Source organism: Pseudomonas kilonensis (genome assembly GCF_001269885.1).
GTDB lineage: Bacteria > Pseudomonadota > Gammaproteobacteria > Pseudomonadales > Pseudomonadaceae > Aquipseudomonas > Aquipseudomonas kilonensis.
Window position 1 is genome coordinate 213,200 of the sequence record NZ_LHVH01000024.1, and the last position, 13,911, is coordinate 227,110.

Sequence of the window (13,911 nt, forward strand, 5' to 3'; positions counted from 1 at the left end):
GTGGACGCGACATCACAGACGATGTCGCACACTGACAGCCTAAGGAACCGCCCCCCTCTGCAAAACCCGAATTTGCACCAGCCTGCCCGGTGCATTTGCACTGGCTATCATGGTGCCTTCATTCGCCATTCGTTAGCGAACAAACCCCGCTCCCGCGCCCAGACAATCGCCTCGCTGCGGCTATGGACATCCAGTTTCGAATACAGCGTCGCCACGTGATTGCGCACGGTGTTGGGCGCCAGCTTCAGGCGCGCGGCGATTTCCTTGTCTGCCAGGCCTTCGCAGATCAGCCCCAGCACGTCGCGCTCCCGGGCCGTCAGCTCGGTGAATGACACGCTGGGCACCTGGGCGTTGATGCTCTTCACGTTAGCCAATTTTTCAATCAGGGTCCGGCTGAACCAGGACGCGTCTTTCATCACCTCTTCGATAGCCGCCACCAGCTCCAGCTCCGAGCGCTTGCGCTCGGTGATGTTCATCAGCACCAGCAGATAGCAGGGCTTGTCCTGGATCAACACCGTATCAGCGGCCACCTCACAGTCGATGAGCTCGCCGCCCTTCTTGTGCACCTTGACGTCGATACTCGAGACCGCGGCGGCCTTTTCCAGCCGGGCGAACAGCGCGGCGCTGGCGTTCTTGTCGAGAAAGCCGATTTCCTCCACGGTTTTACCCAGCAGCTCTTCGCTGGCGTAACCGGTGGTCTGGAGAAACGCTTCGTTGATTTCCAGCAACTGCTGTTCGGCGCTGCACACCAGGGTCGGTACGGGCGACAGGCGGAACGACTTGGCAAAGCGCTCCTCGCTCTGGCGCAGCGCCGTTTCTGCCTTGCGTCGCGGCTCCATGTCCATGAAGGAAAACAGCATGCAGTCTTCGTCATGCAGGTCCAGGGGCTGGCCGGCGACGATGACCTGCTTGATGGTGCCATCGGGCAATTTCAACTCGGCCTGCATTTGCGGAATGGTCGCGCCCTGCCCCAGGCGTTCGATGGCCAGGTCGCGCCTTTCGGCGGCTTCAAGCACATCAAGCTCGTACACCGAACGCCCGATCACCTGCTCGCGGCTGTAGCCGGTCATCTCCAGGAACCCCGGATTGACCTTGATGTAACGCAGGTCACTGAGGCGACAGATCACCGCCGGCGCCGGGTTGGCCCCGAAGGTTTTTTCGAAACGCTGCTCGGCGCTGGCCCATTCGGTGGCATCGCTGAGGATCAGCACGAGCAGTTCCGGCTCGCCGTTGCGGTCGGCCAGCACCATGCTGCGGATGCGATGGACCCAGGTGCGATCCGGGTCGGCCTGGGGCGTGACTTCCACCAGCACATCGCTGAACTCATCACCACGGGCAACCCGGGCGATGGGGTAGTTGTCGTCGCTCAGCGGGTGATTGTTGCGATAACGCAGATTGAAACGCCGGGCGTATTGCCTGGCCGTGGTGCCCAGCTCACTGAGGTCCTCGACCCCGTGCATCGTCAAGGCCGCCGCGTTGGCCCAGGCAATGGTCTGGTCGACCTCGATCAACATCACCCCGTCGGACAGCCCGGCAATGATCTGCAGCAATTGACGACGGTTGGTATCGGTGGTCGGGACTTGCTGATTCATTGGGTCTCCATGTGGTCAGTAGGTTTCAAGCATGGATGCGTTGAAGGTTACGACCACATGGGTTTGCAATAGTGCATCGGCCCTTCAAGCCGCCATGCGCCCCTCGGCAATCGCCTGTGAGGCGGCCAGCATCGCTCGCAGCAGCACCGCGCAGCCGGCGGCGAGGTCGTCAGGGGCGGCGTTTTCGATTTCGTTGTGGCTGATGCCGCCTTCGCAGGGTACGAAAATCATCCCGGCCGGGCCCAGTTCGGCGAGGAAGATCGCGTCATGGCCGGCACCGCTGACGATGTCCAGGTTGGACAGGCCCAGCCCCTGGGCAGCGCCGCGTACGGCGTCGACGCAGCCCTTGTCGAAATACAGCGGCGGGAAGTCGGCCGTGGGTTTCAAATCGAAGGTCAGGCCGTGCTGCCGGCAGGTGTCTTCGATCACCTGCTTGACCTCGGCGATCATCGAATCCAGCCGCGCCGGTTCCAGGTGACGAAAATCCAGGGTCATGCGCACTTCGCCGGGGATGACATTGCGCGATCCCGGATAGGCTTGCAGGCAACCGACCGTGCCGCAGGCATGGGGTTGATGACCGAGGGCGGCACGGTTGACGGCGCCGACGATGATCGAGGCGCCCACCAGGGCGTCCTTGCGCAGGTGCATCGGGGTCGGGCCGGCGTGAGCTTCGACGCCGCGCAAGGTCAGGTCGAACCACTTCTGCCCCAGGGCGCCCATCACCACGCCGATGGTCGTGCCCTCGTCTTCGAGGATCGGCCCCTGCTCGATGTGCGCCTCGAAATACGCCCCAACCGGATGCCCACTGACCGGACGCGAGCCAGCATAGCCGATGGCATTGAGCGCCTGGCCCACGCTGATGCCTTCGGCGTCGACCTTGGCGAGGGTTTCTTCGAGGGTGAATTTCTCGGCGAACACGCCGGAGCCCATCATGCACGGAGCGAAACGCGAGCCCTCTTCGTTAGTCCACACCACCACTTCCAGCGGTGCTTCGGTTTCGATGTTCAGGTCATTGAGGGTGCGCAGCACCTCCAGCCCGGAAAGCACGCCAAAGCAGCCGTCGAACTTGCCACCGGTGGGCTGGGTGTCGATGTGGCTGCCGGTCATTACCGGCGGCAGGTTCGGATTGCGCCCCGGGCGACGGGCGAAGATATTGCCCACCGCATCGATGCTGACGGTGCAGCCCGCCGCCTGGGTCCATTGCACGAACAGGTCGCGGGCCTGGCGGTCGAGGTCGGTCAGGGCCAGCCGGCACACACCGCCCTTGACCGTGGCACCGAGCTGGGCCAGGTCCATGAGCGATTGCCACAGGCGGTCGCGGTTGATGTGCTGATGGGTGGATTGCAGAACGTCGATGGCTGCGTTCATGGGGATCTCCTTCAGGCAGTTATCTCATTTCGACGCGGTCCAGTGTGGGAGCGGGCTTGCTCGCGAAGGCGGTGTATCAGCCAGCAGTGATGTTGATTGACCCACCGCATTCGCGAGCAAGCCCGCTCCCACAGGAACCGCATTCATCTGTTATTGCAGCGGTGACTTGGCGACAGCCGGGCTGGCTCCCTGCATACTGCACAACCCGTAATAAATCACCCCACCCAGCGCCGAGCCGGTGAACCAGCCGTAGCTGTAGAACCAACTGAACGCATCGCTGCCCAGGGACAGCAGCGTCAGCACCACCGGCACGCCAAAGGCGATGAAGCCGTTCCAGTTCCACGCTGGGTAAACGTCGTCGCGGTACAACCCGGCCAGGTCCAGTTGCTGTTTCTTGATCAGGAAATAGTCCACCACCATGATCCCGGCAATCGGCCCCAACAGGCTCGAATAACCCAGCAGCCAATTGGAATAGACCGACTCCAGGCTAACCTCGGACACGATCAGGCCGAGTTTTTTCAGCAGCTCGTGGGCCATCAGCGCCAGCCCCACCAGCCCGGTGAGCATCACCGCCTTGGTGCGGCCGATCAGCTTGGGTGCCAGGTTCTGGAAGTCGTTGGTGGGCGAGACGATGTTGGCGGCGGTGTTGGTCGAGAGCGTGGCGACAATGATCAGCACCATCGCCAGGGCCACCCAAACAGGGCTCTGGATGTGCCCGATCAAGGTCACCGGGTCGGAGACGGTCACCCCCACCAGCTTTTCCGAGGCTGCGGTCATGACCACGCCGAGGGAGGCGAACAGGAACATGGTCAATGGCAGGCCAATGATCTGCCCGACGATCTGGTCTTTCTGGCTCTTGGCATAACGGCTGAAGTCCGGAATGTTCAACGACAGGGTGGCCCAGAAACCGACCATCGCCGTCAGCCCGGCGAGGAAATAGCTCGTCACCCCGGCGCCTTCGGGCCGCTTGGCCGGGACCGCCATCAGTTCAGTCAACGAAACGTTGGGCAACGCCCACACCAACAGCCCGACGCCCACCAGTACCAGCAGCGGCGCAGACAAGGTTTCCAGCCACTTGATCGACTCGGCACCGCGCAGCACCACCCATAGGTTGATGACCCAGAACACCATGAAGCCGATCACTTCGCCGGTGCCCCCCAGGCTCTTCCAGCCGTCGAACACCGAGCCGAGAAACAGGTGGATCGCCAGCCCGCCGAACATGGTCTGGATGCCGAACCAGCCGCACGCCACCAGCGCGCGGATCAGGCACGGCACGTTGGAGCCGATGACGCCAAAGGACGAGCGCAACAGCACCGGAAACGGAATGCCGTACTTGGTCCCGGCGAAGGCATTCAGGGTCAGGGGGATCAGCACGATGATGTTGGCAAACAGGATCGCCAGCAGCGCCTCGCCTACCGTCAAGCCGAAATAGGCGGTGAGCACGCCGCCGAGGGTGTAGGTCGGCACGCAGATCGCCATGCCCACCCACAAGGCGGTGATGTGCCATTTGTTCCAGGTTCGCTCGTGCACCTTGGTCGGCGCGATGTCGTGGTTATAACGGGGGCTGTCGAGGACGTCGTTGCCGGCTTCAAGCTCGAACAACCCGTCGCGCTCAGTCACTGTTGATCTGGTCATGTCCGCTCCACTGTTTTCATTATTTTTGCTCATCGACTGGCGATGGCCGGAGTACTTGCACGCGTGCTACCGACCACCCCGCCAGACCACGACGGCACTCAATAACCGTGCCGAATAACGCACCGAGCTGACCAGATGATCGATATAACCTTCTCAAACATTTGATATCTAAAGATTTAAAGCCAATTAACCGCCCTGCTTCACCTCGTGCTTATCAACTTGAGGCTAGATGACCTGTACGTCCTGTCGAGTTGGAGATTCAAAGTGGTGCACCCCGAATCAAGGCGAGGTGTCTGGACCGCACTTCAAGCGCTTTCAAGCCGCTGATTTACCATGACAAATCTCGCTCAAATAACGATCCTGTCAAGTGCGTCAAAATGGTGAGCATGCTCACCATTTTGGTGATTTTATTATTTAACCCTTTAATTTCAATAAGTTAACAATAGCATAAGCTTATAAAAAATTATCTTGCTCATTTCAATAACTCCAGCTAGCGTCTAATCCTGACAGTCGTGACAAGAATATAAATCTGCATGACATCGTCACTTAACAACCGTGATCGATAAAACATAAAGAACCGGCAACAGTCGGTCATGCCTGCGAGGAACTCGGAATGTCTCTGTTGATCCGTGGTGCCACCGTTATTACCCATGATGAAAGTTATCGCGCCGATGTGTTGTGTGCCGACGGTGTGATCAAGGCCATTGGTGAAAACCTGGATGTTCCGGCCGGCGTCGAAGTGCTCGATGGCAGCGGCCAATACCTGATGCCCGGCGGCATCGACCCCCATACGCACATGCAGTTGCCGTTCATGGGCACGGTCGCCAGTGAAGACTTCTTCAGCGGCACGGCGGCAGGCCTCGCCGGCGGCACCACCTCGATCATCGACTTCGTGATTCCCAACCCTCAGCAGTCGCTGATGGAAGCCTTTCATCAATGGCGTGGCTGGGCCGAGAAAAGCGCCAGCGACTACGGTTTTCACGTGGCAATCACCTGGTGGAGCGAGCAGGTCCGCGAAGAAATGGCCGAGCTGGTCAGCCATCACGGCGTGAACAGCTTCAAGCACTTCATGGCTTACAAGAACGCAATCATGGCCGCCGACGACACCTTGGTGGCGAGCTTCGAGCGCTGCCTGGAACTGGGCGCGGTGCCCACCGTGCACGCCGAGAACGGCGAACTGGTCTATCACCTGCAACGCAAGTTGCTGGCCCAGGGCATCACCGGGCCCGAAGCCCATCCGTTATCGCGCCCCTCGCAAGTGGAAGGTGAAGCCGCGAGCCGCGCCATCCGCATCGCCGAAACCCTGGGTACACCGCTGTACCTGGTGCACGTGTCCACCAAGGAAGCACTGGATGAAATCACCTACGCCCGCAGCAAGGGCCAACCGGTCTACGGTGAAGTACTGGCCGGCCACTTGCTGCTGGACGACAGCGTCTATCGCGACCCGGACTGGCAGACCGCCGCCGGCTACGTGATGAGCCCGCCGTTCCGCCCACGCGGGCATCAAGAGGCACTTTGGCACGGCTTGCAGTCCGGCAACCTGCACACCACCGCCACCGACCACTGCTGCTTCTGCGCCGAACAGAAAGCCGCCGGCCGTGACGACTTCAGCAAGATCCCCAACGGCACCGCCGGTATCGAAGACCGCATGGCGGTGCTCTGGGAAGAAGGGGTCAACAGCGGCAAATTGTCGATGCAGGACTTCGTCGCCCTCACCTCCACCAACACCGCGAAAATCTTCAACCTCTACCCACGCAAGGGGGCGATCCGCGTCGGCGCCGATGCCGACCTGGTGCTTTGGGACCCGCAAGGCAGCCGCACGATTTCCGCCAAGACCCACCATCAGCAAGTGGACTTCAACATCTTCGAAGGCAAGACCGTGCACGGCGTGCCCAGCCATACCATCAGCCAGGGCCGGCTGGTCTGGGCCGATGGCGACCTGCGCGCCGAACGCAGCGCCGGGCGCTACATCGAACGGCCGGCGTATCCGGCGGTGTTCGATTTGCTGAGCAAGCGGGCGGAGTTGAATAAGCCAACGGCTGTGAAACGCTGAAATCCAGGCCTTCGGCCTTCGCGAGCAGGCTCGCTCCCACAGGGATCTGCTGCTCACACAGATTTCGCGCCCACCCAAGATCCAGTGTGGGAGCGAGCCTACTCGCGAAGGCATCAGTCCAGACACCGAAAAAACCACTGCCCACCAGAGGCAGCACCTCAAACACCGTGAGGCCCACTCCATGATCCAGCCCTTGAGTCACCTCCCCCATTCCCAGGAAGACCCGGCCACCCTCGCCGCCCGCTTCAGCGACCTGGCGCCGCCACTCAACGCGCGCCAGGCCCACCTGGAAGCGTCCCGGTGCCTGTACTGCTACGACGCGCCGTGTGTGAACGCCTGTCCAAGCGAAATCGACATTCCCTCGTTCATCCGCAACATCCATCAGGACAACGTCCAAGGCGCGGCGCAGAAGATTCTTTCGGCCAACATCCTCGGCGGCAGTTGCGCCCGGGTCTGCCCCACCGAGGTCCTGTGCCAGCAAGCCTGTGTGCGCAACAACGCCCATGAATGCGCCCCCGTATTGATCGGCTCGTTGCAGCGCTATGCCGTGGACAACGCCCACTTCAGCGAACACCCCTTCCAGCGTGCCGCCGCCACCGGCAAGCGCATCGCCGTGGTCGGGGCCGGGCCGGCAGGCTTGTCGTGTGCGCATCGCAGCGCAATGCACGGCCATGAGGTGGTGATATTCGAAGCCCGGGAGAAAGCTGGCGGCCTCAACGAATACGGGATCGCCAAGTACAAACTGGTGGACGATTACGCCCAACGTGAGCTGGACTTCCTGTTGGAAATCGGCGGCATCGAAATCCGCCACGGCCAGAAACTCGGCGAGAACCTGAGCCTGAGCGACCTGCACCAGCAGTTCGACGCAGTGTTTCTCGGCCTCGGTTTGGCCGCCAGCAAACAACTGGGCCTGAGTGACGAACAAGCGCCAGGGCTGCTGGCCGCCACCGAATACATCCGCGAATTGCGCCAGGCCGACGACCTCAGCCAGTTGCCCCTGGCCGAGCGTTGCATCGTCCTCGGCGCTGGCAACACCGCCATCGACATGGCCGTGCAAATGGCTCGCCTCGGCGCCCGGGACGTCAACCTGGTCTACCGTCGCGGCCTTGAAGACATGGGCGCCACCTTGCACGAGCAAGACATCGCCAAGGCCAATCAGGTACGCCTGCTGACCTGGGCCCAACCGCAACAGGTGTTGCTCGATGACGCCGGGCAGGTGCGCGGCATGCGCTTCTCTCGCACGCATCTGGAGAACGGCCGGCTGGTCATCGGCACCGACACCTTCGACCTGCCCGCCGACGCCATTTTCAAAGCCATCGGCCAAGCCTTCGACGACAACGCGCTGGTGGATCCGCTGGCCCGGGAACTCAAGCGCCAGGACGGGCGGATCTTGGTGGACGAACACCTGCACACCAGCATTCCCGGGGTCTACGCCGGCGGCGACTGCACCAGCCTGGACCAGGACCTCACCGTGCAGGCCGTGCAACACGGCAAGCTCGCCGCCGAGGCGATCAACGCTCAACTGATGCTCAACGTGGAGGCTGCGTAAATGGCCGATCTGTCGATTGTCTTCGCCGGCATCAAAGCGCCCAACCCGTTCTGGCTGGCCTCCGCGCCGCCCACCGACAAAGCCTACAACGTGGTCCGTGCCTTCGAGGCCGGCTGGGGTGGCGTGGTCTGGAAAACCCTCGGTGAGGACCCTGCGGCGGTGAACGTGTCATCGCGCTACTCGGCCCACTACGGGGCCAATCGCGAGGTGCTGGGCATCAACAACATCGAGCTGATCACCGACCGCTCCCTGGAGATCAACCTGCGGGAAATCACCCAGGTGAAAAAGGACTGGCCGGACCGGGCGTTGATCGTGTCGCTGATGGTGCCCTGCGTTGAGGAGTCCTGGAAGAACATCCTGCCCCTGGTGGAAGCCACTGGCGCCGACGGCATCGAACTGAACTTCGGCTGCCCCCACGGCATGCCGGAACGGGGCATGGGCGCGGCGGTCGGCCAGGTGCCGGAGTACGTCGAGCAAGTGACCCGCTGGTGCAAGACCTATTGTTCGCTGCCGGTGATCGTCAAGCTCACGCCGAACATCACCGACATCCGCGTCGCCGCCCGCGCGGCCCATCGCGGCGGTGCGGATGCGGTGTCGTTGATCAACACCATCAACTCCATCACCAGCGTCGACCTGGACCGCATGGTCGCCCTGCCCAGCGTCGGTAGCCAGAGCACCCACGGCGGGTACTGTGGCTCGGCGGTCAAGCCGATCGCGCTGAACATGGTCGCCGAAATCGCCCGCGACCCGCAGACCCAAGGCCTGCCGATCTGCGGCATCGGCGGCATCGGCAGTTGGCGCGACGCCGCCGAATTCATCGCCCTGGGCAGCGGCGCGGTGCAGGTCTGCACGGCAGCGATGCTGCATGGTTTTCGCATCGTCGAAGAGATGAAGGACGGCCTGTCGCGCTGGATGGACGATCACGGACATGCCAACCTCCAGGCGTTTTCCGGTCGCGCGGTGGGCAACACCACCGACTGGAAGTACCTGGACATCAACTACCAGGTCATCGCCAAGATCGATCAAGAGGCGTGCATCGGTTGCGGGCGCTGCCACATCGCCTGCGAAGACACCTCACACCAGGCCATCGCCAGCCTCAAGCAGGCTGACGGCACGCACAAATATGAAGTGATCGATGAAGAGTGCGTGGGCTGCAACCTGTGCCAGATCACCTGCCCGGTGCAGGACTGCATCGAGATGGTGACGGTGGACACCGGCAAGCCGTTTCTGGATTGGAATCATGATCCGAGGAATCCCTACCATGTAACGGCTTGAGGGCTGCGGTGTCTGGACTGGCGCCATCGCGAGCAGGCTCGCTCCCACATTGGATTTGTGGCGAACACAAATTTTGTGTTCACAACCGATCCCCTGTGGGAGCGAGCCTGCTCGCGATGAGGCAATCCGCTTCACCACAAACCTCAAGGCGCCCCCCTCGGACTAACAGTTCTGCTAGTAGACACCCCCCGAAAAATACCCGAGCCTGACCCAGCCAAGCCCATCAACAAGAGCCAAGCCCATGTCGACGTCAGCGATGAAGATACTGTGCCGCTACCAATACGACCCCCTGGACCGCCTGACAGGCTTGAAGCCTGCGGAGCACCTGGACACACAGCGCTTCTACCAGAACGACGAGTTGGTCAACGAGATCGAAGGCCAGGTGGAACTCACCCTCCTTCGCCACGAAACCCAGCCCCTGGCGCAACGTATTACCAACGCCAATGTCACCGAGACGACGCTGCTGGCAACGGACCAGCAGCGCTCGGTTTTGCAGACGCTGGCTGGCACTGATACCCAGCCGATGGCTTATACCGCCTATGGGCATCGGTCTACGGAAAGTGGTTTGAGTAGTTTGCTCGGGTTCAATGGTGAACGTCCGGATCCGTTTACCGGGCATTACTTACTGGGACAGGGTAATCGGGCTTTTAATCCGGTGTTGATGCGGTTTAATAGCCCGGATGAGTTGAGTCCTTTTGGGGATGGGGGGATTAATGCGTATGCGTATTGCGGGGGGGATCCGGTTAATCGGTATGATCCGAGTGGGAATATTCCTCTCCGACTTTGGGACATCCCAATGAAAAATAAAATATTTAGGCCATGGGAACAACCAAAGGCGCTGAATCTCTCATCTAAAGCTATTTCCCGAGCCAAACATCAGACAGCAACTGGCCAGGCAATAGCTTCACTACTCCGACCTAGCGTAAGTACATCAGCCCCCACCGTACCCGCCACTCCCAAGCCAATACCCTTCGAGAGAGCCTCCAGCAACATAAAAGTTAGGAGCACAAAAGCAGAAGCTCAAGCACAAACAACACGCAGGGAGAAGGCACGCGCCTACGACGCTCACGTACAAAAAAATCCAAACTTTAAAATAAAAGAAAACAGCACGTTGCGGGCAAACTTTGAAACAGCCAGTTCGCATTATAGTAGTTTTAAACAAGAAAAAGATCATCTAATAGCTGAACTTGGAACTAATGAATACTACAAGCAGTATCGCGACGCATTATCGAGATACCAAAACACTCGAATCACCCTCAAGATCAGCAATCTCTCTATACTTGAAGAAACAATAAAACAAACTCGCAGACAATAGCACGAATAACAACTCACCATTACTTCATACACTAGCGCGCCTACCAATCCTGGCGCGCAAGTTATGGCTCCAACCCAATCCCCCGCAATATCACACTGGTCACCGTCTGCACCGCCCGTTCGAACTGCATGTCCGACAGCGGCTGGTGGTCGTTGAGGATATTGATCTGGTGGTCGAAGTCGGCGTAGTGCTGGGTCGAGGCCCAGATCATGTAGAGCAGGCTTGAAGGCTCCACCGGGAGGATGCGTTTGTCCTCCACCCACTGGCGGATTTTCGCTTCTTTCATCTTGGCCCAGTCATAGAGGCTGGCGTCCAGCGCCTGGCCCAGCGTCGGGGCGCCGTGGATGATTTCGTTGGCCCAGACCTTGGAGCCGTAGGGCCGGCTGCGGGAGTGGTTCATCTTGGCGCGGATGTAGCTGCTGAGTACCACCCGCGGGTCGTCGAACATTTCGAAGCACAAGGCGTCCTGTTTCCAGACCTCCAGCAGGTCGAACAGCACGGCGCTGTACAGCTCGCTCTTGGTGCTGAAGTAGTAATGCAGGTTGGAACGGGGCAATTGCACTTCGGCGGCGATGTCGGCCATGGCGGTGCTGCCGAAGCCTTTCTCGGCAAAGACCTTCTCGGCGGCCAACAGGATTTTCTCGACGTTACTGCGACGAATCTCGATCTTGTGATTGCCCATGAGGGCTCCCTGGCAACAGCGTTGGTCAAGACTAGCATTCACCCAACTTTGAAAACACTGGGGATCCCTGTGGGAAGGCTTTTGTGGCGAGGGAGCTTGCTCCCGCTCGGCTGCGCAGCAGTCGTAAACCGGCTGGCGCGGTATCCCAGGAAAACCGCGTCAGTTGATCGTTCCCACGCTCCTGCGTGGGAATGCCGCCAGGGACGCTCCGCGTTCCGCTTCTGGCAGTGACGCGGAGCGTCACGGGATGCATGCCCACGCAGAGCGTGGGAACGATCAGGTCGCGGGCTGTGAAGGTCGTTCCTCACGCTCCGCGTGGGAATGCCGCCAGGGACGCTCCGCGTTCCGCTTCTGGACGGTGACGCAGAGCGTCACGGGATGCATGCCCACGCAGAGCGTGGGAACGATCAGCGTGCGGGGGCTGTGAAGATCGTTCCTCACGCTCCGCGTGGGAACGCCGCCAGGGACGCTCCGCGTTCCGCCTCTGGAAGGTGACGCAGAGCGTCACGGGATGCATGCCCACGCAGAGCGTGGGAACGATCAGCGTGCGGGGGCTGTGAAGATCGTTCCTCACGCTCCGCGTGGGAACGCCGCCAGGGACGCTCCGCGTTCCGCCTCTGGAGGGTGACGCAGAGCGTCACGGGATGCATGCCCACGCAGAGCGTGGGAACGATCAGCGTGCGGGGGCTGTGAAGATCGTTCCTCACGCTCCGCGTGGGAATGCCGCCAGGGACGCTCCGCGTTCCGCTTCTGGAAGGTGACGCAGAGCGTCACCGGATGCATTCCCACGCAGAGCGTAGGAACGATCACAAGCCTTCCGATCGGGGACATTCGACTAATGTCTTAGACCAGTCATCGCACAACCAAGCGCCCTCCTCGCTATTCTCAAGCCCCGGATGTGCCCGGTGCCACGGCCTGCGATCTTGACCTCGGCCAGCGCCAGCTATTGCAGCGCCGCATTTTGAAGCACCCCCGAGTTGGATAATTCCGATAATGGCCAGTTGACAACGAGGAGCCGCTTCCAAATAATCCCCTCATGTTGTACGACGACGTATGACAAATAAAAACAACAAAAAAGTAAGGGAGCGTCATAGTGAGCACACGTGTCCGTTTTTCGCCCGACAACCGTCCAAACCGCCGTACCCTTCTCAACGCCAGCCCCACACTGCTATTGCTCGGTTGCAGCAGCCTCGCCGCGTTTCTGCCAACGACCGCCAGCGCCGCAGGCTTCGTCGATGACGCCAAGGCCACGCTGAACCTGCGCAACGCCTACTTCAATCGCAACTTCGTCAACGACAACGCCGCCCAGGGCAAAGCCGAGGAATGGACCCAGAGTTTCATCCTCGACGCCAAGTCCGGTTTCACCCAAGGCACAGTCGGTTTCGGTGTGGACATCCTGGGGATGTACTCGGTCAAGCTCGACGGCGGCCGCGGCACGGCCGGTACGCAACTGCTGCCGGTGCACGATGACGGTCGTCCGGCCGATGACTTCGGTCGCCTCGGCATCGCCCTCAAGGCCAAGGTATCGAAGACCGAACTGAAGGTCGGTGAATGGATGCCGGTACTGCCGATCCTGCGCTCCGACGACGGCCGCTCCCTGCCGCAAACCTTCCGCGGCGGCCAGGTGACATCCACCGAAATCAACGGCCTGAGCCTCTACGGCGGCCAGTTCCGTGGCAACAGCCCGCGCAACGACGCGAGCATGGAAGACATGTCCATGAACGGGCGCGGCGCGTTCACCTCCGACCGTTTCAACTTCGGCGGCGGTGAATACGCCTTCAACGAAAAGCGCACCCAGGTCGGCGTCTGGTACTCGGAGCTGTCCGACATCTACCAGCAGCAATATTTCAACCTGACCCATAGCCAGCCCATCGGCGACTGGACCCTGGGCGCCAACCTCGGTTACTTCACCGGCAAGGAAAACGGCAGTGCGTTGGCCGGCGACCTGGACAACAAAACCGCCTTCGCCCTGCTCTCGGCCAAATACGGCGGCAACACCTTCTACGTCGGCCTGCAGAAAGTCGGTGGTGACGATGCCTGGATGCGCGTCAACGGCACCAGCGGCGGCACCCTGGCCAACGACAGTTACAACTCCAGCTATGACAACGCCAAGGAAAAATCCTGGCAGTTGCGCCACGACTTCAACTTCGCCGCCGTCGGCGTACCGGGCCTGACCCTGATGAACCGTTACATCAGCGGTGACAACGTGCACACCGCCACGGTCGACGATGGCAAGGAATGGGGCCGTGAAACCGAACTGGCCTACACCGTGCAGAGCGGCGCGCTCAAGAGCCTCAACGTGAAATGGCGTAACGCATCGATTCGTCGCGACTACAGCACCAACGAGTTCGACGAGAACCGTATTTTCATCAGCTATCCGATCTCGCTTCTGTAACAACAGGACCCATCGCCATGAGCGCATCCCATGGCAACCTGCGGCAG

Annotated in this window: 9 protein-coding genes; 5 read left to right on the plus strand and 4 right to left on the minus strand. The window is 60.8% G+C overall.

The features are described from left to right. Positions 1–107: 107 nt before the first annotated feature. From AD662_RS17225 to AD662_RS17235, 3 genes are all read right to left on the minus strand, one after another. Positions 108–1,592, minus strand: a complete 1,485-nt coding sequence (locus tag AD662_RS17225; RefSeq protein ID WP_053180284.1) for a PAS domain S-box protein — start codon at positions 1,590–1,592, stop codon at positions 108–110. An 84-nt stretch (positions 1,593–1,676) separates the two neighbouring features. Further along, the gene (locus tag AD662_RS17230; protein ID WP_018612803.1) at positions 1,677–2,960 is read right to left on the minus strand and encodes a Zn-dependent hydrolase; all 1,284 of its coding nucleotides are present in this window, start codon (positions 2,958–2,960) and stop codon (positions 1,677–1,679) included. A 150-nt stretch (positions 2,961–3,110) separates the two neighbouring features. Further along, positions 3,111–4,595 carry an NCS1 family nucleobase:cation symporter-1 gene (locus tag AD662_RS17235; protein ID WP_053189127.1) on the minus strand — a complete coding sequence of 495 codons (1,485 nt, stop codon included), beginning with the start codon at positions 4,593–4,595 and terminating at the stop codon, positions 3,111–3,113. Between the two features lie 613 nt (positions 4,596–5,208). Here AD662_RS17235 and hydA point away from each other — a divergent pair. The 4 genes from hydA to AD662_RS28660 all read left to right on the plus strand — a co-directional run bounded on the left by hydA (position 5,209) and on the right by AD662_RS28660 (position 10,787). Next, on the plus strand, positions 5,209–6,648 hold the full coding sequence (gene hydA, locus AD662_RS17240; protein ID WP_053189129.1) for a dihydropyrimidinase: 1,440 nt from the start codon (positions 5,209–5,211) through the stop codon (positions 6,646–6,648). A gap of 181 nt (positions 6,649–6,829) precedes the next feature. Next, the gene (locus AD662_RS17245; protein WP_053189131.1) at positions 6,830–8,197 is read left to right on the plus strand and encodes an NAD(P)-dependent oxidoreductase; all 1,368 of its coding nucleotides are present in this window, start codon (positions 6,830–6,832) and stop codon (positions 8,195–8,197) included. Then, a complete protein-coding gene (preA, locus tag AD662_RS17250) occupies positions 8,198–9,472 on the plus strand; it encodes an NAD-dependent dihydropyrimidine dehydrogenase subunit PreA (RefSeq protein WP_053189133.1) in 1,275 nt (424 codons plus the stop codon). Positions 9,473–9,713: 241 nt separating this feature from the next. Then, entirely contained in the window at positions 9,714–10,787 is a 1,074-nt protein-coding gene (locus tag AD662_RS28660) for an RHS repeat-associated core domain-containing protein (protein WP_082308756.1), read from the plus strand. A gap of 61 nt (positions 10,788–10,848) precedes the next feature. Here AD662_RS28660 and AD662_RS17260 read toward each other — a convergent pair whose 3' ends face one another. Further along, positions 10,849–11,469 (minus strand): TetR/AcrR family transcriptional regulator, encoded by a 621-nt coding sequence (locus AD662_RS17260; protein ID WP_003202912.1) that lies wholly within the window; start codon positions 11,467–11,469, stop codon positions 10,849–10,851. Positions 11,470–12,562: 1,093 nt separating this feature from the next. Here AD662_RS17260 and AD662_RS17265 point away from each other — a divergent pair. Beyond that, positions 12,563–13,864 (plus strand): OprD family porin, encoded by a 1,302-nt coding sequence (locus AD662_RS17265; protein WP_053189138.1) that lies wholly within the window; start codon positions 12,563–12,565, stop codon positions 13,862–13,864. Positions 13,865–13,911 lie beyond the last annotated feature (47 nt).

What these genes read in the sequence shown, in the direction of transcription:
- AD662_RS17225 (WP_053180284.1), bottom strand. Translation starts at nt 1,592, where the DNA reads ATGAATCAGCAAGTCCCGACCACCGATACCAACCGTCGTCAATTGCTG.
- AD662_RS17230 (WP_018612803.1), bottom strand. Translation starts at nt 2,960, where the DNA reads ATGAACGCAGCCATCGACGTTCTGCAATCCACCCATCAGCACATCAAC.
- AD662_RS17235 (WP_053189127.1), bottom strand. Translation starts at nt 4,595, where the DNA reads ATGACCAGATCAACAGTGACTGAGCGCGACGGGTTGTTCGAGCTTGAA.
- hydA (WP_053189129.1), top strand. Translation starts at nt 5,209, where the DNA reads ATGTCTCTGTTGATCCGTGGTGCCACCGTTATTACCCATGATGAAAGT.
- AD662_RS17245 (WP_053189131.1), top strand. Translation starts at nt 6,830, where the DNA reads ATGATCCAGCCCTTGAGTCACCTCCCCCATTCCCAGGAAGACCCGGCC.
- preA (WP_053189133.1), top strand. Translation starts at nt 8,198, where the DNA reads ATGGCCGATCTGTCGATTGTCTTCGCCGGCATCAAAGCGCCCAACCCG.
- AD662_RS28660 (WP_082308756.1), top strand. Translation starts at nt 9,714, where the DNA reads ATGTCGACGTCAGCGATGAAGATACTGTGCCGCTACCAATACGACCCC.
- AD662_RS17260 (WP_003202912.1), bottom strand. Translation starts at nt 11,469, where the DNA reads ATGGGCAATCACAAGATCGAGATTCGTCGCAGTAACGTCGAGAAAATC.